Source organism: Fructobacillus americanaquae (assembly GCF_024029775.1).
Taxonomy (GTDB): domain Bacteria; phylum Bacillota; class Bacilli; order Lactobacillales; family Lactobacillaceae; genus Fructobacillus; species Fructobacillus americanaquae.
In genome coordinates, this window is the sequence record NZ_CP097122.1 from 246,492 (window position 1) to 270,495 (window position 24,004).

Genomic DNA, 24,004 nt, shown 5'->3' on the forward strand with positions numbered 1-24,004 from the left:
CTAAAAAACAAGAAGAGACTTAATCGCCTCGCGCTGATCCATCGCCTCATAGGCCTGCTGAATATCCTTCAGAGCAAATTCCTTGGTAAAGACCTGGCCCGGATTAATTTCTTGATCAAGAACCGCCTGCAATAAAAACTCGCGGTCATACGTGGTCACCGCAGCGATACCTCCACGCAAACCAATATTTTTCCAGAACAAATTGTTGGTGTTCATCATTGGGTCTTGAGGAATCCCTACACGACCAACAACGGCCCCTGGACGGCCAAGTTGAACAGCCGTTGCCACAGCCTGCTTTGAACCAACGCATTCAAGAATAGCATCCGCACCGGCGCCCGTGAGTGCCATCACCTGGTCAATGCCAGCCTGGTCACGCTTGGCCACAATATCGGTAGCACCAAAGGCTTTGCCCAGTTCTTGCCGGTCTTGATGACGCAACATCAAAATGATTCGCTTGGCACAGCGGAGCTTGGCTGCAATCCTCCAAAAAGACCCACAGCCCCATCGCCCATGACAACAACTGTGTCACCTTCTTTGACTTCGGCGGTAGCGGCTGCATGATAACCGGTCGTCATCACATCCGACAAGGTCATCAAAGATTTCAATTGATCAGCACTGTAGTCTGTCGGTTGGCCTGGAACCTTAACCAGTGCCCAATCAGCATTTTTAAAGCCGATATATTCAGCCTGATAACCGGTTGAGCCCCCTTATCAGGATCGAGGCAGTCACCATCAAAACCTGCTAAACAAGCTTGGCAGTGGCCACAACCATGAGTAAAGGGTGCAATAACGAAATCGCCTGGTTGCACGTTAGTAACTGCGCTACCAACCTCTTCAACAATGCCGATGGCTTCATGACCGACCTGAGTACCACTGGTACGCTTTGAAATTCCTCGGTAGAACCAAAGATCAGAACCACAAACCGATGCCCGAACCGTCTTGATCACAGCATCCCGCGGTCCCTGAATTGTTGGCTTATCAACCTCTTGCATCTCAATTTGCCCTGGTTTTACAAAAATAGCTGCTTTCATCGTCTTAATACTCGTTTTTACTAATTATGAACTTGTCTGTTTTAAAAGTAAAATCAGACATGGTATGGATAAATTTGTTGTATCACAGTCATAGTTGCCTGTCATCATTGTTTATCATCCTCAATGAATTTATCCGTCACTGATAAGACTATCTTATGACATGGAGTTCACTCTAAGTCAAGACTGTCTTTGTTTTATCGCTATAAAAGTAAAATTGTTCATCATCGATAGCAACCGATTCAAATTTTGATTTTTTTAATTAAATAAGCTGTCTTCCTGTCAGACTCCACCATCAAGTGCAAACAAAAAAGCACACTCAGTTGAGTGTGCTTAAAATAAAAGATTCGCTTACTTAACGGCGTCCTTCAATGCCTTACCAGGCTTGAACGCAGGAACCTTTGATGCAGGAATTTGGATTTCTTCCTTAGTTTGTGGGTTGCGACCCTTACGAGCTGCGCGTTCACGAACTTCAAAGTTACCAAAACCAATCAATTGAACCTTTTCGCCCTTCTTCAAAGCGTCCTCAATTGAGGACAAAACAGCGGCAACTGCCTTGTCTGCGTCCTTCTTTGTTAAACCAGTCTTCATTGCGACTGAATCGATTAATTCTTGCTTGTTTGCCATTCCTTTTCTCCTCGCGAAATAATTAATTTAGAATAACTGCCAGTGTAACAACCATTAGCAGTTTGGGAACGCTACCGTGGCAACATCCATAAAGATAGGATAGCACATGTAAATTAAAATGTGTAGGCCTAAAGCCCAATTTCATGCCATAATTGCGGTTTTCCGCACATTTACAAGTGAATTTCAGGGCTATTGAAACATTCGACGATAAAACGTCACTTCCGTTGTCGAATAATTAGCTTAATCGGCGTTCCAGAGAAATCACAAGCTGCGCGAATTTGGTTTTCTAGGAAACGCTGGTATGAAAAATGCATCAGTTCAACGTCGTTGACAAAGACGACAATCGTTGGTGGTTCGATGGCCACTTGAGTAGCATAATAAACACGCAAGCGACGACCATTATCAGATGGTGCCGGATTAGTTGCCAAAGCATCCATCAAAACATCATTCAATGTTGATGATGAAACACGCTTTTGGTGATTGTCATTCACGGCCAAAATCAAATCGGGTAAACGATCTAAGCGCTGTCCAGTCTTTGCTGAGACAAAAACAATTGGCGCATAGTCCAAGAACTTAAACTCATCGCGAATCAAGTTTTCAAAATCCGTCATGGTATGCGTATCTTTTTCGATGGCATCCCACTTGTTAACCACAATTACCAAAGCTTTCCCAGCCTCATGGGCATAGCCGGCAACGTGCTTATCTTGCTCACGGATACCAGTTTTAGCATCCAAGACCATCAAGACCACTTGCGATTCATCAATGGCCTTCATTGCCCGCATCACCGAGTAACGTTCCGTATTTTCGTAAACCTTGCCACGCTTGCGAATTCCAGCCGTATCGACCATCACAAACTCATCACCATCAGGGGTAATAAAACGTGTATCAATGGCATCACGGGTCGTTCCTTCGATGTTGGAGACAATCATGCGATCTTCGCCCAAGATGGCGTTCACGATTGATGATTTTCCAACATTTGGTCGACCAATAATTGAGAACCGGACAGCATCATCGTCTTGTTCGGCGGCCTCGTCTGGGAAATGCTTAACGATTTCGTCTAAAACGTCACCCAAACCAATGCCGTGTGAGCCAGAAACGGGATAAGGGTCACCCATTCCTAATGAATAGAAGTCATAAATATCTGACCGCATTTCAGGATTATCAACCTTGTTAACCGCCAAAACAACCGGCTTATCGGCACCATAAAGCAAATTAGCCACGGCCTGGTCATCGGCTGTGAGACCTTCTCGGCCAGAAACAACCATCAAAATCACATCGGCTTCATCAATAGCTAATTCAACCTGGGCGCGAATTTCCGTCAAAAATGGCGCATTTCCCATTTCCAACCCACCGGTATCAATCAGCCTAAAATCAAAGTTAAGCCACTCCGCCCGTGCATACAATCGGTCGCGAGTAACGCCTGGCATATCCTCTACAATGGCGATTCGATCGCCCACAATGCGGTTAAATAGCGTGGATTTGCCAACATTTGGACGACCCACTACAGCTACAATCGGTGCTGCCATATTCCCGCTCCTTTCCAATAAAAAAAGACTGGATAACCAGCCTTTTTATTTTTAAATCTTACAACTTGTCGCCAAAGATGTCGCCTAAAGTAGCGGCACCTTCATCGTCTTGTTGGAAGGCTGCCATGTCAGCTCGTGAAGCGCCACGGTTGTCATCGCGGTCTTCACGTTGGTTGGCTGGCTTTTCTTCCAAAGCCTTCATTGACAATGAAATACGTTCTTCGGCTGGCTTAACATCCAACACTTGAACCTTCACCTTGTCACCTGACTTCAAAACGTCGGCTGGGTTCTCAACACGCTTGTGTGAAATTTGTGAAACGTGAACCAATCCTTCGATACCAGGGAAGATTTCAACGAATGCGCCAAAGTCCTTCACACGCTTAACTGTTCCTTCAAGAACAGTACCGGCTGGGGCTTTTTCTGCAACTTCATCCCAAGGACCTGGCTGGGTTGCCTTGATTGAAAGTGAGATACGTCCACGATCAGTATCCAAGGCCAAAATCTTAACATTAACCTTTTCACCCTTTGACAAAACGTCTGATGGGTTCTTAACACGGTCATGTGAAATTTCAGAAACGTGAACCAATCCGTCCACGCCGCCTAAGTCAACGAAAGCACCGAAGTCAGTCAAACGAGCAACAGTTCCTTCAACAACTTCGCCAACAGTCAAACGACTGAATGCTTCAGCCAACTTTTCGGCACGTTCTTGGGCTGCAACAGCCTTACGTGACAAAATCAAACGAGCCTTGGCTGGGTCGATTTCGATTACTTCCGCCTTGATGTCTTGTCCCTTGAATTGGTTCAAGTCTGAAACAAAACGTTCTGCAACCATTGATGCAGGTACGAAACCACGGATACCAGCAACATCAACAATCAAACCACCACGAACGGCATTGATAACCTTAGCATCAACAACATCACCTTCGTTAAATGACAATGACTCCCAAGCCTTGCGGGCTTCCAAACGCTTCTTTGACAACAAGTAGGCAACGCCTTCCTTGTCACTGGTTACGTTCGAAACAACAACAGTTTCGATAGTATCACCGACCTTCAAATCGTCGGCCAAGTTGACGCTACGATCGTCAGAGTACTCACGCGCTGGCACAACTCCTTCTTCTCCGGTGTGAAGACCGATAACTGCTTGGTTATCGTTATCGATTGCTAGCACTTCGCCAGTTACGACGTCCCCTACCTTAATTTGGTCAGCACTTTCCAGAGCTGCTAATAATTCGCTGTTAGTATCACTCATGACGTCAAACGTCCTCCTACAATTTGCACTTATAAGGGTATTCTATCAGAGAGTAGCCGATTTTCCTAGTCCAATTTTAAAAAAATTAGGACTAGACCAAACACTCCGTCAAAAAATGTTTCGCATAAACACGAACTGCTTTCCCTATTACTTTCTATTTTAACAGATTTTTCTAAAATAAAAAGACCACCTTACTGGTGATCTTTGATAATTTGCTTGATAGTGGCAACGACTTGGTCAATGCTTTGACCGGTAGTGTCGACCGTTAAGGCATCTTCAGCCTTTGTTAGTGGTGAAATGGCGCGATGAGAATCTTTATAATCCCGCTCTTCAATTTCTTTTTTTAGGATTTCCAAGTCAGGATTCATGCCTTTGGCCTGATTTTCCCTAAAACGACGCTCAGCACGTTCATCAACTGAGGCAATTAAGAAAATTTTCACCTGAGCATCTGGCAAGACTGTTGTGCCAATGTCACGGCCATCCATGATAACCGGTTGCTTAGCTGTCAAGGCGCGTTGGCGATCAACCAAATCAGCTCGAACCGCTTGATAGGAAGAAACCAAGGAAACATTGTTCGTAATCTCAGTTGAACGAATTTCTTCAGTCACTTCCTGTCCGTTCAACAAAACATGTTGCACTGGTTCACCTGGTAAAAAGGCAATCTCAAGCTTCGGTAACAAGGCAACAATCCCCGCCTCATCTTCATATGCAAGTCCCGCCTGTTTAGCCGCCAAAGTAATGGCCCGATACATCGCGCCGGTATCGACGTAAACATACTTTAAATCAGTCGCTAAAATCTTAGCAATCGTGGACTTTCCAGCCGATGCAGGACCGTCAATTGCAACTTGAAAATGAGCAGTTTGAGTCATAGGGATTAAAATTTCCTCTTACTTAATTTTCAAAGCTTGCCCTGCAAACCTTGAATAGTTTTGTGCAGTAACACCAGGATTCAAAGCATAAATCTGGTCAGTTGTTGTCCCGTGAGTCACCGCAAAGTTATAAAGCGTTTGGTTAGCATTCAACGTAGCCGTGTTTGCAGTGGCGGCCGAAGCGGCTGCTTGGTCGTCACTCGCCTGGTTGGCCTGACTTTGACTTGATTGTGCAGCCGAATCAGCTTGGCTAGACGAAGTAGCAGATTGACTAGTTGAAGACTGGGCACTGCTTGTTGCATCAGATGACTGAGAACTAGCAGAAGACGTCGTCTTCACCGTTTTTGGTGAGTTTTTCATCAATCCATAAACTGGTGCTGAGGCTAATAAGACTAGCGACAGCAAAACCAAAAGCACGACGAGACCGCCATGACTTTTTGGTCGTGGTTCTTTTTTAGGCTGCTCCTGATTTTCATGCTGACGATTAAAACGTTGCCGGCGTGATAATGTTGGTGCTGTTTGGTCATTCATTTTCAAGACCTCCTATCAGTTCGTTCTTAAATCAAGTCTAACACGGAAGGGTATTTGAAAATGATAACCTTTTCTTAAGAACGAAAGCTTTTCTTAAAGGGTGCCAAGATTGCTACAACCATCACAGAAACAATAAACCAAATTAAACCTTCCAAAAGATTGAATGGGACAACCATCCCCCACAAATAGACTTTAATACCAATAAACTTAGCAATATCAAAGTTTGCAAAGCGGGCGTAAAGTGGAATCGCCCAAACAATGTTGGCTAAGTAAGCCACCACGGTCATCGTGAAAGCGGCTACAACAGCGCTAACGGACTGCCATAACCACTTGGGCAAGCGAACTTCAACCTTCACCATCGCTGCCACAACCAGCAAGAATGTCAAAGCAATCACAAGGTTAACTGGCATTCCAATATAGGTATTTGCCCCTTCATTAAACAAAATCAGCTTCAGCAAAGTCCGAATCACCAACACCCAAACAGCCGAACCAAGACCTAACCAGGAAAAGGCTAGAAAAGCTGGCACAATTGAAAAATCAATTTTCAAAAAAGATGCACTGGGAATGATCGCAATTTGCGGAAAAATCGTCAATGCAAAGGAAATTGCACTGAAAACAGCGACCAGGGTGAGTTTTTTAGTAGTGTTTCTTGTCATTTTTCTACTCCTCTGGGCCCAAAAAAGGCCCTACTTTACCCGGGGTAAAATAAAGGCCAGCAAAAAAGACTGTACTTTAAACTTCTTTATACCCGACTGTACGGTCGGCCCTGGATTCAAACCAGATCAGCTACCAAGTGGTAGGTCGCGGGCTCATCAGCTGTCGCTGCTTCACCGCCGGTTGGGACTTTCACCCGACCCCGAAGTTTTAGATTATATTTGAAACAAGTAGTAGTATAGCACAGCTCAAAAAGCTTGCCAAGAAAAAAAGACATTTTTACCATCAGCAAAAACAATACGGACGACAACCTGAAAAAGCGAAATTTTTTTCAGAGGTTGCGACGCAACTGCTTTTTTAACACACTTTTATTACTTACGGCGCAAGAATCGATAATCGCCAGCTTTTAGACGCTTGACTTCATCATGCTTTAAGTCCCGAAATTCACCTGGTTGCAGGCCAACTAAGTCCAAGAAAGCGTAGCGATCACGGCGTAGTTTTTCAACTGGCAGACCAACAGCTGCCAACATATCCTTGACCTGGTGATTGCGGCCTTCATGAATCGTAATTGTAACAAAGGAAACCTTCTTATCCTTATCGGCCTTTTCAATGGCAAGCTTCGCTGAGGCCGTCTTCTTACCCTTCAAAACAATCCCCCGCTTTAACGGTGCCAATTGTTCCATCGTTGCCAGTCCCTTAACCTTGGCCGTATAGACCTTATCAACGCGGCCTTTGGGATGCATCAACTGGTTGGCCAGATCGCCATCATTGGTGAGCAAGAGCGCACCAGTGGTATCATAATCCAACCGGCCAACCGGATAAACCCGCGCCGTCACATCATCTAAAATATCTAAGACCGTTTGCCGACCCTTATCGTCATGACTAGTGGTCACAACACCACGGGGCTTATTCAGCAAATAATAAACATGCTTTTCCTGACCATCAATTGGTACTCCATCGACCTTAACTTCGTCTTGGCGAGATACTTTGGTCCCCAATTGGCTCACAATTTGGCCATTGACCTCAACTCGGCCTTCTAAAATCATGGTTTCGGCTGCCCGTCGGGAGGCAACTCCGGCCTGGGCAATCACCTTTTGTAGTCGTTGACTTTCTTCAGGCATTATCGCCCTCCTTTTTTGCGGCAACTGGCTGTTCATCAGCCGGTGTACCCGTTGTCGTGTCGTGTTGTGCTTGTGTGGCCGTTGCGCCTTCTGCCATCAGCTCTAAATGCCCAGCATCATCTGGGCTTGCAAAAATAGTATCCCCCTGATCATCAATTTGATCAAAGAGCGCTACCTCAGCCTGTCCTTCTTCATCAAGAGTCACATCATTAATATCTGGTAATTCTGGCAAATCAGCCAACGATTTCAAACCAAAGTAATCCAAAAAATCAGCAGTCGTGCCATACAAAATCGGTCGACCAATTTCTTCTTTTCGGCCAACTGATTCAATCAACTGATGGAGCAAGAGCTTTTGAATTGTTCCAGCCGAGCGGACACCCCGGATTTGATCGATTTCAACACGAGTGATTGGCTGCTGGTAAGCAACAATTACTAAAGTTTCCAGTTGTGCCTGAGTCAACTTAGTGCTAACGGGCAAGTCGAAATAGGCCGAAACTAATTTACCAAATTCAGGTCGGGTAACCATCACATACCGTCCATCAGAGGTTCTTAGCATCAATGGTGAATTAATTTGAATCAGATGCGTTGCCAGTTCATCAAGTAAAGCAGGCAACGCCCCCTTATCAAAGCCCGTTACCTTAGCCAATTCTGGAATTGACAAGCCATCCTCACCCGCAACAAAAAATAACGCTTCAATTTGACTAATCTTCTGATCCATGGTCCACCGCTTTAATTAAAATTTCATCTGTTAAGGCTGCCTGCCAAAGCGTCACTTCGCCAGCCTTAGTGATTTCAAGCAATCCCAAAAAGGTCATCACTAACCGGTCAGGGGCAAAAACATCTTCAAAAAGGGCTGTAAAAGGCAAAGATTCTTCTGTTGGTAGGGCTTGTAATTTTTGGCGAATGGAAACAATCCCATCCCCAATCGTATACGAATCTGATTCCACTTGGCGCACCTTTGGGGCCAAGTCGCGTTGCCGAGCAATCACGCTATCAAAAGCCAACTGCAAATCAATCATTGTCAGACCGGGAGCAAGCGTTACCGGCTGCTCCACTTTCGCCTGTTGATCTTCAATTGCCGGACGAACAAAGGAATGCATGTCAGTCTCTTGCCGTTGATCAAAGAAGCCGGTTGCCTGTTGAAAACGTTGGTAAACCAACAGGCGAGCAATCAGCTCTTCTTTTGGATCAAGTTCTTCAAAGTTATCTTCCACATCATCTTCAATCGGTGGTTTTGGTAACAAATCAATCGACTTAAGATGAATTAACTTGGCAGCCATCACTAAGTACTCAGCCGCCACATCCAACTGCATCGCCTGTTGCTCATGGATGAAACTCAAATATTGTTTCGTCACTTCAGCAATCGGCAATTGAAAAATGTCCATCTCGTGCTTTCTAATCAAATGCAAAAGCAAATCGAGCGGGCCCTCGAAGTCAGTAATCTTAATTGTGAGACTTGGGTTTTGAATAATGCTTTCTCCACTTATCAATATAAGTTTGTGTACTTAAGGTACCCATCACAGTATGGTAAGGATTTAGTTCCTGTAAGTCTGCTAGCATTTGCGCATGAGTGGCTTTCTTTGGGGCCCCCGGTGTCAAAATTAGGTGACGAACAACTAAGACATTGTTCTTGTAACGCTCAATACCAAGCAAACCGTTGATTGAGTCCTGCTGATCTGGCTGCCAAAAAAAGAGCTCCAGCTTAGGTTGCTGGTATAGGTTCAAAACCAGCTTCATATGTTCTAAGTTCTTATATTCTGGCAAAAGAGAAAAGAGGCCCATGACCGTCTTTTCATCGTCTGGTCTTGTTGAAATTAACATGGTTGACTCCTTTTCTAAGTGCTCAGGCACGCGGATGAAATTGGTCATAAACCTGACTCAACCGCTTTTTTGAAATATGGGTATAGATTTGCGTGGTTGAAATATCGGCGTGCCCCAACAGCTCTTGGACAATTCGTAGGTCAGCGCCATTCTCCAGAATGTGGGTAGCAAAAGAATGGCGCAACGTATGCGGCGAAACATCCTTTTTAATCCCAGCCCGATTCACTAATTTTTTAATTAACTGCCAAACACCCTGTCGAGATAAGGGCCGACCATGGTCATTAACAAAGAGTGTCACTGTCCGCTGGTCTTTAACTAAGGTCGGACGAGCACTTTGTAAATACTGGTTAATCCAGTCAACCGCAACTTCGCCAATCGGTACAATCCGTTCCTTATCACCTTTCCCAAGAGTTTGAATCAACCCTAAGTCCAAGTGGAGGTCTTCCAGTTTGAGATTAATCAATTCCGAAACACGCAAACCCGTAGCATACAAAACTTCAAGCAATGCTCGTGTTCTCAAACCCAAAGGGGTTAAAACATCCGGTGTCTCTAACAACAAATCAACCTCTTCTACCGACAAAACGGCTGGCAAGTGTTCTGCTTTCTTGGGGGGCTTAATATTTACCATTGGGTCATACTCAATCAAGCCCTCATTTTTCAAGTAAGCAAAGCATTTACGCAGCGAAGTAACCATTCGCGCCACCGTGGTATTCGCCCGCTTTTCCAACCGCAACTGATTTAAAAACGCCAGGACGACTTGGTGATCAACCTGGCGCCAAGTTTTCTGATTTTTCTTTAAAAAAAAACAAAAATTGGTTAAATCCTGACGATAAGCGGTAATCGTGTTTTTTGAAAGCCCACGATCGACTTGAACGTAATTCAAATAGTCTTCCATCACGTCCGGTAACATTAGCTAATCCTTCTGGCCGGCCTCAGTCAACTGAATGCCGCCGTCAACCTGGCTAATCAGCCGTTCCTTGTACAAGCGACCCAAAGCTCGTTTGAACTGTGATTTTGAAAAACCAAATTGAGCTTTGAGTGCCGTTGGATCGGACTTATCGTTAAATGGCAAGAAGTGATCGGCCTTGCGTTGCAGCTGGATTAGCAAGAATGAAGCATCCTCATCCATCAACTTATAAGCCAGCGGCTTCAACGATAAGTTGACAATTCCTCGATCATTAACACCCAAGACGCGGGCTGTCACAACCTCACCCAGGCGTGGTTCTTGTTCCCACTGTGAGCGATGAATGAAACCAAGTTGGTAATCATCAGTCAATACTAAAGTACCAACCAATTTGTTGCGGTAAACCGTGGCTTTCACCTGGTCACCCTTTTTAATGCCAGCACCAAGTTTTGCTTGGCGGGAAACCGATTGAATAATATCTTGTTGGGCTAATCCCCCCCACAACCGGCCCTTGTTATCTTCCTTAATGGCCAATAAAAGTCGGTCGCCTGTCTTAGGCCAAAGATCTTTAATTGTTGGCAAATCATCTAAAGAGACTACCAAATCTTTGTTGGGCAAACCAATGTTCACGAAAACCCCTAAATCATGGCGGGCATTAACAACTGTTCCCCATGCGTACTGGTCCTTTTGAACAGTAGGGATTGTCTTGGTAATCTGAAGACGGTGGCCTTCATTTTGGTAGGCAAAGCCGGTTACAAAACCGCCAACCTTCAAAGGCTTTTCCAGCTCACTCTTATCAATTTCATAGGTTACCCCATCGACTTGAGCAAAAAAGTATTGACTGTTTTCATCGGTCACTGATGCCTTAATGACTTGTCCTAAAGTTGTATCCATTCTTTATCCTTTTCATGCAAATAACCAGAAAAACTGGCTAAGAGTAGTAACTTTTATGTATGCAACCCGCTTAGTCACTTTAATCATTCACGGCGTTGCTTTGTCCTTAACATTAGTAGTTTTAAAAACCAGTTTTACTTTGCCAAAGCAGTCTTTACCTGGTCAGCAACAAACTTGCCGTCTGCTCGACCCTTAGTTTGACTTGAAACAATTCCCATGACCTTACCCATATCGGCTGGACCAGTCGCCCCCGTCTTTTGGATGGTTTCTTGAACAATTTGCTTAATTTCGTCTTCTGACAATTGTGCTGGCAAATATTTGGCCAAAACAGCCAATTCACCTTGGGTAGCCTCAGCTAAGTCAGCACGGTTACCAGCCTTAAATTCGGCAATTGAGTCTTTTCTTTGCTTCACTTCACGTGCTAAGACGGCCAATCCTTCTTCTTCTGTCAAGTCATGACCCAAATTAATCTGTTCGTTCATCACGGCTGACTTGATTTGGCGAACAACGGCAAGGGTTTGCTTGTCCTTAGCCTTCATTGCTTCTTTCATATCCGCTTGAACCTGTTCTAATAAGCTCATCAATCTTCTCCTTAGTGTGAGATTACTACTTATCTAATAGTCTACCACGAGACCAAATAAAAAACGCCACCAAAGCGACGTTTTTTGGCCGAATTAACGGTTCTTCTTCTTCTTGTTGCGCTTACGTGCAGCTTCAGACTTCAACTTACGTTCAACTGAAGGCTTTACATAGAATTCGCGCTTGCGGTATTCTTGGAGAGTACCGTCCTTTGAAACACCACGCTTGAAGCGGCGCAATGCGTCATCCAAAGATTCGTTCTTACGTACAATAACCTTTGCCATGTCGATCCCCCTCCTTCCTCGCATTTTATTTCGTATGTTAAACGATATGCATTAAAGACTTATATATTATCTCAATTCTAAGAAAGAAAGTCAACTAATTTTTATAATAAAAAAGTAGGACTTCGCTGCGGTAAAAAAGACCCCAGCAGCACCAGGTGTTAACTGTAATCTGATTACCAAAACAGTTGTTACTTTTAAAGATAACCGTTAACAGGTCTTTCGAACAATCCGTTTTCCGTGACTGACAGAGCTGATTTTGAAAACACTTAACCGCATTTTCGAGCACCTTTTCCAAAGGACTTAGCTGCCAGCACCTAAGCCCCTCTTTCGTTGCCACCACATCAACAAAGCAATTACACGCAGCAAAATAAAACTCGACTCGCCATACAGACGAATACCCCCATCTAGAACTGATTTTGACCCAATGCCATTCAAGGCAGACACGATGGCTGGCGCCAAAGCAGTGCTGGCATTACAACCAACCAGTAAGATTGAATTGGCCAAACCCATCATCTCTGATGAAACTCGATTAGCAATGGTATCAAATAGATATGTCCCTGCCATTGAATACGCCAATCCAACCACAATCACGGACAAGGTTAATGTTGGTAAGCTATGGGCGGCATTAAAAAAAGATAGCACCCACAGCCATAAAGAAAAGTTCGCCCAAAAAAATATAACGACGTAAAAAGTGAAAAAAAGACCAAAAAGAAAGCCAATCACCATCGACGTCAGTGTATAAACCGTAATGATTAGTGAATCCGTCATGCTGCCACCTAGGTGGTGAGCCAAAACAAAGTAGGGTGTATAAACATTAACAATCGAGACCCCAATCATTAATAAACCACAATAGAGAGTAGAACCAGTAATTACCAGCAGGTATTTCAAATGTTTTCGCTGACTAAACTGGACAGAATCACCTTTAGCTGACTGCGGCTGTGATCGATACTCAGGCACCATTCGAATAAAGCCCCAATCGACAATGAATAGCAAGGCATAAGCCAAAAAAGAAGCCCGCCAGGAAATGGCTAGTAAAGCACCCACGCTCAAATTGACCAAAGAGAGGCCAATCGTTTCAAAGGCAGACCGATTGCCCAACATCTGAGGCTGGTCAGCACCTTCATAAACAAAATCTACCAGTGTAATTGCCAACGAATTAACCAGGCCAATCCCAACTCCAAACAGCAACCGAGTTAAAAAATCAACCAAAAATTTGTTAAAACGCTGGGCAAAATCCCAGTAATTGCCATCAACATGATACCCGTACTAATCACTTTTTTAATACCAAAGCGGTTAGCTAACTGGCCAGAAAACACAAACATCAAAAGCACTGGCACCTGGGGAATGGTCGCCAAAAAATTAATTAAGGTGGCAGGATAAGCGGGAAAGGCTTTTTGTAAGGCCGGCAAAGCCGGCATAATCGCACTACCTGTTGTAATACTAAGTGAGACTGCTAAAATCCAAAACCGGTGACTTCGGGTATTTGGGTCCCAGCGACTTTGCGTGTTTGTCATTGATTCTCTTCTTTCTATTTTATCTTCCTGATCTCCTTATATACCTTTTTTCATTGTACCGCTTTTCATCAAGAGTGACACAGCGTTCAGCAACATTAAAAAAAGGACTGATTACTGTCTCTGAACAGTCTAATTTATAATACAAAATAACCGTGGAAACCTACTTATAATGGCGCATTTAACCGAAAAAAAGGAAAAACCCGTTTGTTAAAATAAGAAATTAGTGGTCCATTACAAGCCAGAGAAAAGAGTGTTCCAGCTTGCACACCAACAACAGTGTGCAAATGAAATGCCGTTGCCCCAATTAAAATCACCGGTGGCACAAAGGCCACCAGCTGCGCCCAGGTAAAATGATGATGAAAAAAACGCCTTGTCAGTAACGTCGTGAATGAATCAGTCGGGTACATCCATAAATTCGCCCGTTGATAAAAAGAAGTTCCCAAGCAAACAACGATAATACCCACAATGGCCAAAAGAATACGTAACCATAAATTTGTTGGTACCATCAAATTTTTTGACAACATCTTAACAAAAAAATAGATTAACTGGCTAAAAAGCAAAACAAACAGCAGCTCACCACCAGCCGTCAGCCAAGAGCAATGTTCTGATAAAAGCAGGTTAATGCCAATCACGATTAAACCAATTGTCGTCAAGATCAGCGAAATCCCCGCCCCGCTCCACTGCGCCAACCCTAATGCCGCTGCAGTCCATAAGCCATTGCCGGCAGTTGAAATAATTGATAGTGCGTTGCCAAAGGCCACCAGTACCAAGCCTAATAAAAAGAACATTAACCGCGTTCGAATATGATTATTTTCCAAAAAAAATCTCCCTTTTATTCTCACAGTTGCATTTGCAACTGTATCTGGTAAAATAAAGCACAGCTTAACTGTGCAAAATTTTGTTGAGTATTTTGTTCAAATTTGTTAATTCAGATGCAGACAAAGTTGCCAACCGCTTCTTGATATATTGTCGCTCTAGTTGGGCTAGGACCTCGTAACAGTCACGTGCCTTTTGCGTTGGATAAAGTTGCTTATAATTTTTATTTTGAACAGCCGTAACCTTATCGATATAGCCCTGGTTATCCAATTTTTTCAAGGACCGACTAAGCGTCGTTTTATCAACCTGGATTAATTCTGCCAAATCAGACTGAGTCAGGCCTTCATGTTCCACAATGCGAATCAAATATAAAAACAGATTATTTTCTAATTGATACTGACTAGCGGCCTGGTTCATCTCTTTGGTTGCCCGTCGCGCAATCGACCCCATTTGACGAAACACCTCTAACTCAATCACAGATAAGCCTCCTTTTACACGCAGCAGTTGCATATGCAACATTATTATACAGGAAAAAAGAAAGAAGATGAAACCAATGTGGCAAAAAAAGACAATAGACAACCTCACTGCCAATGAATTCTATCAGATACTCAAACTGCGTATCGATACCTTCGTTGTCGAGCAAAACCGCATCTACCATGAACTAGACGATAACGATACAAAAGCCATTCATATTTTTTACCAAGAAGACGAAAAAAGTCCCGTCCTCGCCTATGCCCGTGTTTTTCAAAATGGCAAAGACATTACCTTTGGCCGTGTCGTTACGAGGCCAGAGGCCCGTGGTACTGGCCTTGGTAACCAGTTAATGACTCAAATTTTGGCTATTTGCCAGGAAAATTGGCCGACGCAAGCCATTGAAATTGAATCACAAAAACAGGTTGTTGGTTTTTATGAGAAATTTGGCTTTACGTCGATCGGCCAACCCTTTACTTTTGAGGGGACGCCTCACGTCACGATGCGTCATGAAGTAAAGTAAAAAATTTACTTTCAGAAAACGATTTTGACTTCACAGTTTTTTTGGAGCTAATTTTAAATCTAGGCTTTTCCGGGGCTGATTTATTGACCAAAAAAGCGTCTCGATTGAGAACAATCGAGACGCTTTTGCTTTGTTTAACTTTTTAAGGTTCCGGTTCGTAGAAGCGACCACCCGTATGCTCAACCTTTGACTCTGAGTAAAAGGCATTTGGATCAACTTCCTTGATGGCGTACCGCAATTCCGGTAATTCATGTTGCGTTACCACTGTTAGCAGAATTGATCGGTCACGGCCGGTATAACCGCCGTGAGCTGAATCAATGATTGTTACCCCACGACGCATCTTGTTTTGAATTGTGTCCGTCATTTCTTCCGGCTTATTCGTCACAATCATTTCTTGAATTTGTTGCTGGTGAGTATAGAAAAGATCGATAAAGTGGGACGAAACAACCACACCGATAATGGAATAAAGGGCGTATTGCCAACCATAGGTCAAGCCAGCACCAACCATAATCAAGGCATTGAAGGCTAGGTTAACTGAGCCAACCTTCATTCGGAATTGATGTTTCAATTCCATTCCAATGATATCCAGCCCACCGGTACCAACACCACACCGCAAGGCGGTTCCAACGGCCATTCCATTGATACCACCACCAAAGATGGCATTAATCAAAGGATCAGGCGTCAACACTGTTTTTGTCGCAAACAATGGCACAAAAGCTGCCGAGAGTAACACAGCCATCGCCGTAAAGACGGCGAAGCGTTTCGACAAGGTAAACCAAGCCAATAGCAAAAGTGGCATGTTCACCAAGGCAATCGCCCAGGCAACATTAATTTTTCCGCCGGTTAACGTGTCAACTAATTGGGCTAACCCGGTAAAGCCAGACGAATAGACATGTCCAGGCAGCCAAAAATAGTTCAGCGCCAGCGACAGCATAATTGCATAAAAGAGTGCTCCAACAACTTGATGGAGGTAGTAGTGATCGAGATTTTTTCCTATTTTCCGTATCATTGTTTTTTGCTAGGTTAACTAAGGACGGTCCGACCAATCCTTAATCCCTAACCCTTTTGACCAACTTAAAAGCCTGGTCCGTAGCCTAACGACGCAAATCCGCCGTTCGATACATATATTTTAACAAGATTAGAAAATATTTGAAGAGCAATTTTATAAAAAATAGATAATTTTAATTAAAAAAACAGTAAAAAACGTTATCAAATCAAGTTTGATAACGTCTTGTTAAGTTTTTACTTATTTTCAGCAGCAGTCGGTACTTCCAAACCGAGTTCAAGCAATTGCGCACCAGCAACTGGTGTTGGTGCTTTTGTCATTGGCTCCGTTGCCTTTGAGTTCTTCGGGAAGGCAATTACTTCACGGATGTTATCTTGGCCAGCCAAGAGCATTGCCAAGCGGTCCAAACCAAGTGCAATCCCGCCCATTGGTGGGAACCCGTATTCCATTCCTTCAAGCAAGAAACCAAAGGCTTTATTGGCCGATTCCTTGGTAAAACCAAGCGCCTTGAGCATCTTTTCTTGAATATCCGTTCGGTGAATACGAATTGAGCCAGAACCCAATTCGTAACCGTTCAAGACCAAGTCATAGGACTGAGCGTGGGCCCTGTGTGGGTCTTCGCCTTCGTCTAAGTAATGCAAGTCTTCTTCGTTTGGCATCGTAAATGGATGGTGAGCAGCAATCCAACGGTCAAAGTCTTCTGAATATTCAAACAAAGGCCAGTCCACAATCCAGGCAAAACGCCAAGGATTTTCTTGGTCAACCAAGGCCAAATCAGCTGCTGTTTGGCGACGCAAGTAATCCAATGACGCAGCCACAACATCAGTACGACCAGCACCGAAGAGCAAAAGGTCTCCTGATTTGGCACCACTAGCCCCCACAATGGCTTCACCAGCTTCATCTGCAAAGAACTTAGCAATTGGGCCATTCAAGCCATCATCAGTCACCTTCATCCAGGCCAAGCCCTTTGCACCGAAACGTTCAATATACTGGCCCAACTTATCGAGGTCCTTACGAGAATAGTGATCTGCCCCACCAGGAACAGCAATGGCTTTGACGACACCACCGCCCTTGACAGCATTCGCAAAGACACCAAAATCAGAATCCTTGACCGTTTCTGACAATTCTTTTATTTCATAGGCAATTCGTAAGTCCGGCTTGTCAGTACCAAAACGATCCATTGATTCCTGCCATGTCAAACGCGTAATGTCCTCAACCTTTAAATCGAAGTTTACCACGTCCTTCATGATTTGCTGAACCCAACGACCAACCAGTTCTTGAATTTCGGCAGCTGACATAAAGGAAGTTTCCATATCCAACTGCGTAAATTCAGGTTGTCGATCGCCACGTAAGTCTTCGTCTCGGAAACAACGGGCAATTTGGAAATAGCGATCGAAGCCGGCCCCCATCAAAAGTTGCTTAAATAGCTGAGGTGACTGTGGTAAGGCATAGAATGAACCAGGATAAATCCGCGAAGGAACCAAGTAATCACGAGCACCTTCGGGCGTTGACTTAGCCAAATATGGCGTTTCAATATTAATAAAGTCGTTGTGGTCCATAAAATGGGTGGCAGAAGCCATGATTTTTGACCGAACACGCAAGTTTTTTTGCATTTCTGGACGGCGTAAGTCCAAGTAGCGGTACTGGAGTTTCAACTCTTCTCCAGCGTTCACGCCATCCTCAATATCAAAGACCGGCGTCTTGGCTTCTGCCAAAATTTCGGCCTTGGTTACCTTAACTTCAATGCCACCAGACTTAATCTTCTTATTTTCCTGACATTCCGCACGGGCAACAACTTCACCCTCAATAGCCAAAACATATTCGTTCCGGACACCTTGAGCGACATCAAGGGCTGCCTGGTTAGCAGCAGAAAAAGTTAACTGAACAATCCCCTCACGGTCACGTAAGTCAATAAAGACTAGGTCACCAAAGTTACGACGCTTTTGTACCCAACCGGCCAACATCACCGTTTGGCCAATATATTGCTCATCAACTAAACCAGCATAAGTCGTTCGTTTCATTTTTTATTCCTCCTCTGCTCCCAATGCCTTCATAATCCCTGCCAAGTCGTCTTGAACCTTCGCCAAGTCCAAATCAGCTTCATGCCCGGTAGCCATATCCTTAATCTGAACCTGATTTGTTTTCACTTCTTCTTCACCCAAGGTAATCACAAAGCGAGCATCGCGACGGTTGGCAGTCTTAAACTGTGCCTTCACTGACCGGCTGGTAAAATCCAAATCAGCAGAGTAGCCCAAATCACGTAAGGATGTTGCTAATTCAAGGGTCTTTGCTTGCGTATCCTCGCCAATGTGGACAAGGTAGAAATCAAGGGCAGCCGATTTCATCTCTGCCTGTCCCTGAGCCTGCAAGAGTGAGATCAATCTTTCGACACCTAATCCAAAACCAATCCCTGGTGTTTCTGGCCCACCAAATTCTTCAACCAAACCAGAGTAGCGCCCACCACCAGCAATGGTAGCAGCCCCCTTTAGGTTTGGATCTGTCGTCATGACCTCAAAAATCGTGTCATTATAATAATCCAGGCCGCGAACCATGGTTTGGTCAATTTCATAATCAATGTCCAAATCATCCAAGTAGCCCTTAACCGCCGCAAAATGGGCTTGTGATTCTTCTGAGAGGTAATCAAAAATTGTAGGCGCAGCCGCCACAATCTTTTGATCATTTTCATCTTTAGAATCTAAAATTCGCAAGGGGTTCTTTTCCAATCGAGTCTGTGAATCCTTTGATAGCTCAGCAACGTGGGGTTGCAAATAAGCGACTAATGCCTCCCGGTAAGCCTGGCGAGAACCCTGATCGCCCAAAGTATTCAAGGCGACCTTCAATTCCTTCAACCCTAACGAAGCCAAAAACTTAACCACCATCGTAATCACTTCAGCATCTAAGCTCGGATCCTTTGACCCAAACGCCTCAACTCCGATTTGGTGGAATTGACGGAAGCGACCAGCTTGTGGACGTTCATAACGGAACATTGGACCCATGTAAAAAATTTTGTATGGGCTTTCGTGTTCTGGTCCAAAAAGCTTATTTTCAACATAAGCACGAACCACACCGGCCGTTCCTTCAGGGCGTAAGGCCATGTGTCGGTCACCTTTGTCGTTAAAGTCATACATTTCCTTGGTCACAACATCTGAAGTGTCCCCGGCCGAACGAGCGTAAACGTCAAAGGCTTCAAACATCGGTGTTCTGATTTCCCCGTAACCATACCGGGCGAAAATCTTCCGCGCTTGTTGCTCAATTCGCTGCCATTCGCGCACATTTTCTTCAAATAAATCTGCGGTCCCTTTAGGACGTTGAAAATTAGCTTTTCCCATTTCATCTATTCGACGCCCAGTGCGTCGCCTCCATTATGATTAAAAATAGTTAAAACGATTAGTAAAAAAACGCCCCTAACAGCCTTGCCAAATTGGCAAAGTTGTTAAGGGCGCTTTCGAGCACGGTACCACCTTAATTTCGTGTATTAACACGCTTTAATCCATAACGCGGATAGACGGCTGGGTTAACAGCAACCTTCCAGGTGTCTTCTAATGAAACTATTGTCTAACTTCCACCAACCGTCAGATCGCTTCCTGTCCAAGTTTCATCTTTTCCTGCTCATCGGCTAATCTATTTCTAAGTTTAGCAGTTTTTTAACAACTGTCAATACTTGAAACAAGCTGATTCGCCTTATTTTTCATCATCACGTTGACGACGGCGTTTACCACTCAAGAACGTCAGCAAACCAAGTGCAACCAATAGTAATAAGGCCATATTGGCTTCATGCTTCTGCAAACGCCCTATCATTGGCAAGGCAGGTGCTTGATTTGGAGCAGGTTGTGGTGCTGGGTGCGTTTCTGCTGTCTTAACAACTGGCTTCTACCGGTCACTTTCAGCTTGGACATTAGCCACCACGCCATCAATCTCTTCCTCATTTGTTTGAAGAGCAACCTTCACTTCGTTTTCGGCTGCTGCCAGCGCAATTGCCTGCTTACCCTGTGCAATAATTTCATCAATTTCACGATCAGCCTGAGCAATTTCATCCGGCGTTAAGTTTGGTAATTTGTCAATCTTGTCCTTGGCTGCTTGACCATAAACAGCTAACTGGTTATCAGCATCAGCCTTGATGTTAACAAAAATTGAGTTTGCAACATCCTTTTGGATTGTTGCTAAGCCGTCATCCAATTCCTGCTGAATGGCTTGCGTTGTCGTTGCTTGATCAATCTGAGCCTTGGCAGCCGCAGCATCCTGGTCGACCTTGGCCTTATCGGCACCTTTTTGGGAAGCCACCAGGGCAGTCAGGCCATTAATCGTGGCCTTGGCCTGGCCACTGGCATTGTCGATGGCCGTCTTGGCTTGGGTACGAGCGCTTTCTACCGTTTGTCCACTTATATTGGCAGCAGCGGCGGCAACCTGATCGACTGCTGCTTGACTATTGTTCAAGGCAGTTGTTACCCCGTTGGTATCCGTTGCAGCAGCAATTTGTCCCAGACCTGCCTTCACAGCTGCAGCAATCTCGGCGTCCGCCTGGTTGATTTGATCAGGAGTTAAATCTGGCAGTACAGCAATCTTATCTTTGGCAGCTTGACCATACTGAGTCAAAGCAGCGGCGGCAGCTTCCTTTTGTGACTGCAACTGAGCGGCAGCGGTGTCGGCGTTCAGTCTGTCTGTCCCAGCATTTTGAGCTTTCGTAATCTCAGCTGCGTTCGTTGCCTGGACAATTGCTGCCTTGGCAGCAGCTGCATCCTGATCAATTTGAATCTCACGAGCTGCCTTGTCAGACAATGGTGTCAAACCATCAATGACAGCTTTGGCCTTAGAAGCGACAGCGTCAATGACACTGTCGGCAGCATTCTTTTCCTTGGTCATGGTCTGCTGGCTTTGACTTTGGGAAGCTAAACTTATATTATCAATGGCTTTTTCACCATCAGCCAATGCGGTTTGAACACTAGCCAAGTTTTGCGCCTGGTTAATATTATCCGTCCAAGTTTGAACCTTTTCATCACTTTTAAAAAGGAGTCCGCAGTCAAATTAGTGTCACCCCAACCATCAGGAATAAACTTAATCTTGGTCCCATCATCCCATATAGCTTCACCATTTCCCAAGGCATTTAGCCATCCCTTCCCATTAAAGCCAGCAATTTCTTGAACTAAGTGCACATGTCCATCTATTTTCTTCATCAGTGATTATTCCTTCCCTGCAATTTACATTAAAGCTAGTATAAAGCAATTTACCAGCAAACAAATCAGAGCAAACGGTTTTGCCAGCAAACAAGGAGAACTATTATCGATCGCAATGTAGAGAATAATAATGGTCAAAAATATTGGGTTGGTTTAGTAACTACCATTAGAAGAATTCTTGCTGTTTTGTTTTTCGATTGTCGTCCATTATAGAATCTGCCACTTTGCTATCTAGGAATCATCCCTACTTTATTTAGAATTTTCTGATTATTAATAAAATTAAATTTCGTTTTAATTTTGTAATTTAGTAATCACATTGTCATTTAACATTATTTCAATAAGTTAATCCCAATTAAGAGTATAAAAAAAACAGCCTTTCAGCTGTTCTTCATCATCACGAATTGTTATTTTTTAAGGAGCTAGCGGGATTTGAACCCGCACACCGCCATAAGACGGTTCGACGGATTTCGAGTCCGCTGCAGTACCAGATTGTGCCATAGCTCCAAAATAATAGTGGCATGAAGGTTGGTCCATGCCACTACGAGTATTTGTTTGTTTCAGACGATTCTTAAAGGCTTACTTACGACGCTTAGCCGCCTTTTCACGCTCAGCAGTGTTCAAGATTGCCTTACGGATTCGAACGTTTTCTGGCGTTACTTCAACGTATTCGTCATCATTCAAGAATTCCATTGATGCTTCCAAGTTCATCTCACGTGGAGTTTTGATTGAAGCAGTTTGGTCCTTGTTTGAAGAACGAACGTTTGATTGTGGCTTCATCTTTGTCACGTTGACAGAGATGTCGTTATCACGAGCATTCATACCGACAACCATTCCTTCATAGACGTCAACACCGGCGCCAACAAACATTTGACCACGATCTTCAACACCCATGATGGCGTAGTTAGTTGTTTGCCCTTGGTTGATTGAGACCAAGGCACCATTACGACGGCCTGGTTCCCAATTCTTAACCATTGGACGGTATTCAGCAAATGTGTGGTTATAGATACCATAACCGTGAGTAGCTGTCATAAATTCAGTGGCGTAACCAATCAAACCACGTGAAGGTGCCATATAAGTCAAACGAGTTTGACCGTTTCCGACAGCTTCCATATTTTGCATTTCACCCTTACGTTGGTTCAATGAGTCGATCACAGTTGATGAATATTCATCTGGTGTATCAATCTGGATTGATTCGTAAGGTTCAGTGGTTTGACCATCTTCCTCACGGAAAATAACTTGTGGACGTGAAGCTTGCAATTCGAAGCCTTCACGACGCATGTTTTCAATCAAGATGGAAAGGTGCAATTCACCACGTCCAGAGACCAACCAGGCACCAGCTTGGTCCGTGTCTTCAACACGCAAAGAAACATCAGTATGCAATTCGCGCAACAAACGATCTTCGATTTGGCGAGCGGTCACGAACTTCCCTTCACGACCAGCAAAGGGGCTGTCGTTTTGACGGAAAGTCATTTGCAATGTTGGTTCATCTATACGAAGCAATGGCAATTCATCGTGATGAGCTGGGTCAACAACTGTTTCACCGACTGAGATGTCTTCCATACCAGAAACGGCGATCAAATCACCGGCCTTTGCTTCTTGGATTTCAACTTGATCCAAAGCGATGAAACCAGAAAGCTTTGTAACACGGAAGTTTTGCGATGTACCGTCAAGCTTCAAAACATCAACGTTGTCACCAACTTTGATTGTTCCACGCTTAACACGACCGATACCAATACGACCAACGAAGTCATTATAGTCCAACATGGCAACTTGGAATTGCAATGGTTCGTCTGAGTTATCAACTGGAGCAGGAATCGTTTCGAAAACCGTCTTAAAGATTGGTTCCATTGTATGTTCTTGCTTTGAAACATCTGGATCAAATGAAGATGTTCCGTTCATTGCTGAAGCAAAGATAACCGGGAAGTCCAAGTCATCTTCATCAGCACCCAATTCAATGAACAAGTCCAAAACCTCATCAACGACTTCTTCGGGGCGGGCACCTGGTCGGTCAACCTTGTTAACAATCACGATTGGTGTCAGGTGTTGTTCAAAGGCCTTCTTCAAAACGAACCGAGTCTGAGGCATGGTTCCTTCAAAGGCATCAACGACGAGCAAAACCCCGTCAACCATTCCCATGATTCGTTCAACTTCTCCACCGAAATCGGCGTGGCCAGGGGTATCCAAGATGTTGATCTGCTTGTCGCCAACGCGAACGGCAGTGTTCTTAGACAAGATCGTGATTCCACGTTCTTTTTCAATATCGTTGGTATCCATCACACGGTCACCCAAAGATTCCTCCTTACGGGCGTCCAATGTGTCAGACTGCTTTAACAGTTCGTTGACCAACGTCGTCTTTCCGTGATCGACGTGGGCAATAATAGCGATATTACGAATATCTTCGCGAAGATTTGCCAATT

General features: G+C 44.3%; 25 protein-coding genes, 1 tRNA gene, 2 pseudogenes and 1 riboswitch. Of the genes and pseudogenes, 1 reads left to right on the top strand and 27 read right to left on the bottom strand.

Annotation, left to right across the window (positions count from 1 at the left end):
• The 19 genes and pseudogenes from M3M36_RS01025 to M3M36_RS01115 all read right to left on the bottom strand — a co-directional run bounded on the left by M3M36_RS01025 (window position 1) and on the right by M3M36_RS01115 (window position 14,866).
• Window positions 1-1,030, bottom strand: a pseudogene (locus tag M3M36_RS01025) (alcohol dehydrogenase catalytic domain-containing protein).
• Between the two features lie 348 nt (window positions 1,031-1,378).
• Entirely contained in the window at window positions 1,379-1,654 is a 276-nt protein-coding gene (locus M3M36_RS01030) for an HU family DNA-binding protein (RefSeq protein ID WP_047974521.1), read from the bottom strand.
• A gap of 215 nt (window positions 1,655-1,869) precedes the next feature.
• Window positions 1,870-3,180, bottom strand: a complete 1,311-nt coding sequence (gene der / locus M3M36_RS01035) for a ribosome biogenesis GTPase Der (RefSeq protein ID WP_252774022.1) — start codon at window positions 3,178-3,180, stop codon at window positions 1,870-1,872.
• A 58-nt stretch (window positions 3,181-3,238) separates the two neighbouring features.
• The gene (gene rpsA, locus M3M36_RS01040; RefSeq protein WP_047974523.1) at window positions 3,239-4,429 is read right to left on the bottom strand and encodes a 30S ribosomal protein S1; all 1,191 of its coding nucleotides are present in this window, start codon (window positions 4,427-4,429) and stop codon (window positions 3,239-3,241) included.
• Window positions 4,430-4,620: 191 nt separating this feature from the next.
• The gene (gene cmk / locus M3M36_RS01045; protein ID WP_252774023.1) at window positions 4,621-5,298 is read right to left on the bottom strand and encodes a (d)CMP kinase; all 678 of its coding nucleotides are present in this window, start codon (window positions 5,296-5,298) and stop codon (window positions 4,621-4,623) included.
• Between the two features lie 18 nt (window positions 5,299-5,316).
• Complete coding sequence (locus M3M36_RS01050) at window positions 5,317-5,829, bottom strand: LysM peptidoglycan-binding domain-containing protein (RefSeq protein ID WP_252774024.1); 513 nt, start codon at window positions 5,827-5,829, stop codon at window positions 5,317-5,319.
• Between the two features lie 74 nt (window positions 5,830-5,903).
• Window positions 5,904-6,485 (bottom strand): ECF transporter S component, encoded by a 582-nt coding sequence (locus M3M36_RS01055; RefSeq protein WP_252774025.1) that lies wholly within the window; start codon window positions 6,483-6,485, stop codon window positions 5,904-5,906.
• A 75-nt stretch (window positions 6,486-6,560) separates the two neighbouring features.
• Window positions 6,561-6,697: riboswitch (FMN riboswitch) on the bottom strand.
• Window positions 6,698-6,854: 157 nt separating this feature from the next.
• Window positions 6,855-7,604: a pseudouridine synthase gene (locus tag M3M36_RS01060; RefSeq protein ID WP_252774026.1), complete on the bottom strand. Its 750-nt coding sequence runs from the start codon at window positions 7,602-7,604 to the stop codon at window positions 6,855-6,857.
• Window positions 7,597-8,322, bottom strand: coding sequence for an SMC-Scp complex subunit ScpB (scpB, locus tag M3M36_RS01065; RefSeq protein ID WP_252774027.1), 726 nt, complete (start codon window positions 8,320-8,322; stop codon window positions 7,597-7,599). The genes M3M36_RS01060 and scpB overlap by 8 nt, the downstream gene beginning before the upstream one ends.
• Window positions 8,306-9,094, bottom strand: a complete 789-nt coding sequence (locus tag M3M36_RS01070; protein ID WP_338029135.1) for a segregation and condensation protein A — start codon at window positions 9,092-9,094, stop codon at window positions 8,306-8,308. Before M3M36_RS01070 ends, scpB begins: the two co-directional genes overlap by 17 nt.
• Entirely contained in the window at window positions 9,048-9,425 is a 378-nt protein-coding gene (locus M3M36_RS01075; RefSeq protein ID WP_252774029.1) for a hypothetical protein, read from the bottom strand. Before M3M36_RS01075 ends, M3M36_RS01070 begins: the two co-directional genes overlap by 47 nt.
• Before the next feature lie 22 nt (window positions 9,426-9,447).
• Window positions 9,448-10,335, bottom strand: coding sequence for a site-specific tyrosine recombinase XerD (gene xerD, locus M3M36_RS01080; RefSeq protein ID WP_252774030.1), 888 nt, complete (start codon window positions 10,333-10,335; stop codon window positions 9,448-9,450).
• Between the two features lie 3 nt (window positions 10,336-10,338).
• Window positions 10,339-11,223 carry a CvfB family protein gene (locus M3M36_RS01085; protein WP_252774031.1) on the bottom strand — a complete coding sequence of 295 codons (885 nt, stop codon included), beginning with the start codon at window positions 11,221-11,223 and terminating at the stop codon, window positions 10,339-10,341.
• Window positions 11,224-11,357: 134 nt separating this feature from the next.
• Window positions 11,358-11,804: a GatB/YqeY domain-containing protein gene (locus tag M3M36_RS01090; protein ID WP_252774032.1), complete on the bottom strand. Its 447-nt coding sequence runs from the start codon at window positions 11,802-11,804 to the stop codon at window positions 11,358-11,360.
• Window positions 11,805-11,897: 93 nt separating this feature from the next.
• Window positions 11,898-12,086: a 30S ribosomal protein S21 gene (gene rpsU / locus M3M36_RS01095; protein ID WP_047974532.1), complete on the bottom strand. Its 189-nt coding sequence runs from the start codon at window positions 12,084-12,086 to the stop codon at window positions 11,898-11,900.
• 300 nt (window positions 12,087-12,386) lie between these two features.
• Window positions 12,387-13,295, bottom strand: coding sequence for an MFS transporter (locus M3M36_RS01100; protein ID WP_252774033.1), 909 nt, complete (start codon window positions 13,293-13,295; stop codon window positions 12,387-12,389).
• The gene (locus tag M3M36_RS01105; RefSeq protein WP_252774034.1) at window positions 13,280-13,600 is read right to left on the bottom strand and encodes an MFS transporter; all 321 of its coding nucleotides are present in this window, start codon (window positions 13,598-13,600) and stop codon (window positions 13,280-13,282) included. The genes M3M36_RS01100 and M3M36_RS01105 overlap by 16 nt, the downstream gene beginning before the upstream one ends.
• A gap of 164 nt (window positions 13,601-13,764) precedes the next feature.
• Complete coding sequence (locus M3M36_RS01110; protein ID WP_252774035.1) at window positions 13,765-14,418, bottom strand: YczE/YyaS/YitT family protein; 654 nt, start codon at window positions 14,416-14,418, stop codon at window positions 13,765-13,767.
• Window positions 14,419-14,482: 64 nt separating this feature from the next.
• On the bottom strand, window positions 14,483-14,866 hold the full coding sequence (locus M3M36_RS01115; RefSeq protein ID WP_420842368.1) for a MarR family winged helix-turn-helix transcriptional regulator: 384 nt from the start codon (window positions 14,864-14,866) through the stop codon (window positions 14,483-14,485).
• 103 nt (window positions 14,867-14,969) lie between these two features.
• On the opposite strand from M3M36_RS01115, the gene M3M36_RS01120 reads away from it, so the two are divergent.
• A complete protein-coding gene (locus tag M3M36_RS01120) occupies window positions 14,970-15,410 on the top strand; it encodes a GNAT family N-acetyltransferase (protein WP_252774037.1) in 441 nt (146 codons plus the stop codon).
• Between the two features lie 142 nt (window positions 15,411-15,552).
• On the opposite strand, the gene M3M36_RS01125 is transcribed toward M3M36_RS01120, so the two are convergent.
• The 8 genes and pseudogenes from M3M36_RS01125 to typA form a co-directional block, all read right to left on the bottom strand.
• A complete protein-coding gene (locus tag M3M36_RS01125) occupies window positions 15,553-16,419 on the bottom strand; it encodes a YitT family protein (protein WP_252774038.1) in 867 nt (288 codons plus the stop codon).
• Between the two features lie 233 nt (window positions 16,420-16,652).
• Complete coding sequence (gene aspS / locus M3M36_RS01130; protein ID WP_252774039.1) at window positions 16,653-18,437, bottom strand: aspartate--tRNA ligase; 1,785 nt, start codon at window positions 18,435-18,437, stop codon at window positions 16,653-16,655.
• A gap of 3 nt (window positions 18,438-18,440) precedes the next feature.
• Window positions 18,441-19,745, bottom strand: coding sequence for a histidine--tRNA ligase (gene hisS, locus M3M36_RS01135; RefSeq protein WP_252774040.1), 1,305 nt, complete (start codon window positions 19,743-19,745; stop codon window positions 18,441-18,443).
• Between the two features lie 352 nt (window positions 19,746-20,097).
• Window positions 20,098-20,220 (bottom strand): hypothetical protein, encoded by a 123-nt coding sequence (locus M3M36_RS06935; RefSeq protein WP_256470343.1) that lies wholly within the window; start codon window positions 20,218-20,220, stop codon window positions 20,098-20,100.
• A gap of 66 nt (window positions 20,221-20,286) precedes the next feature.
• A complete protein-coding gene (locus M3M36_RS01140) occupies window positions 20,287-21,363 on the bottom strand; it encodes a DUF1542 domain-containing protein (protein WP_252774041.1) in 1,077 nt (358 codons plus the stop codon).
• A gap of 44 nt (window positions 21,364-21,407) precedes the next feature.
• Window positions 21,408-21,587 (bottom strand): annotated as a pseudogene (locus M3M36_RS01145) (amidohydrolase family protein); the annotation flags it as partial.
• A gap of 414 nt (window positions 21,588-22,001) precedes the next feature.
• Window positions 22,002-22,091, bottom strand: a tRNA-Ser gene (locus tag M3M36_RS01150).
• Window positions 22,092-22,163: 72 nt separating this feature from the next.
• Window positions 22,164-24,002 (bottom strand): translational GTPase TypA, encoded by a 1,839-nt coding sequence (gene typA / locus M3M36_RS01155; RefSeq protein ID WP_252774042.1) that lies wholly within the window; start codon window positions 24,000-24,002, stop codon window positions 22,164-22,166.
• Window positions 24,003-24,004 lie beyond the last annotated feature (2 nt).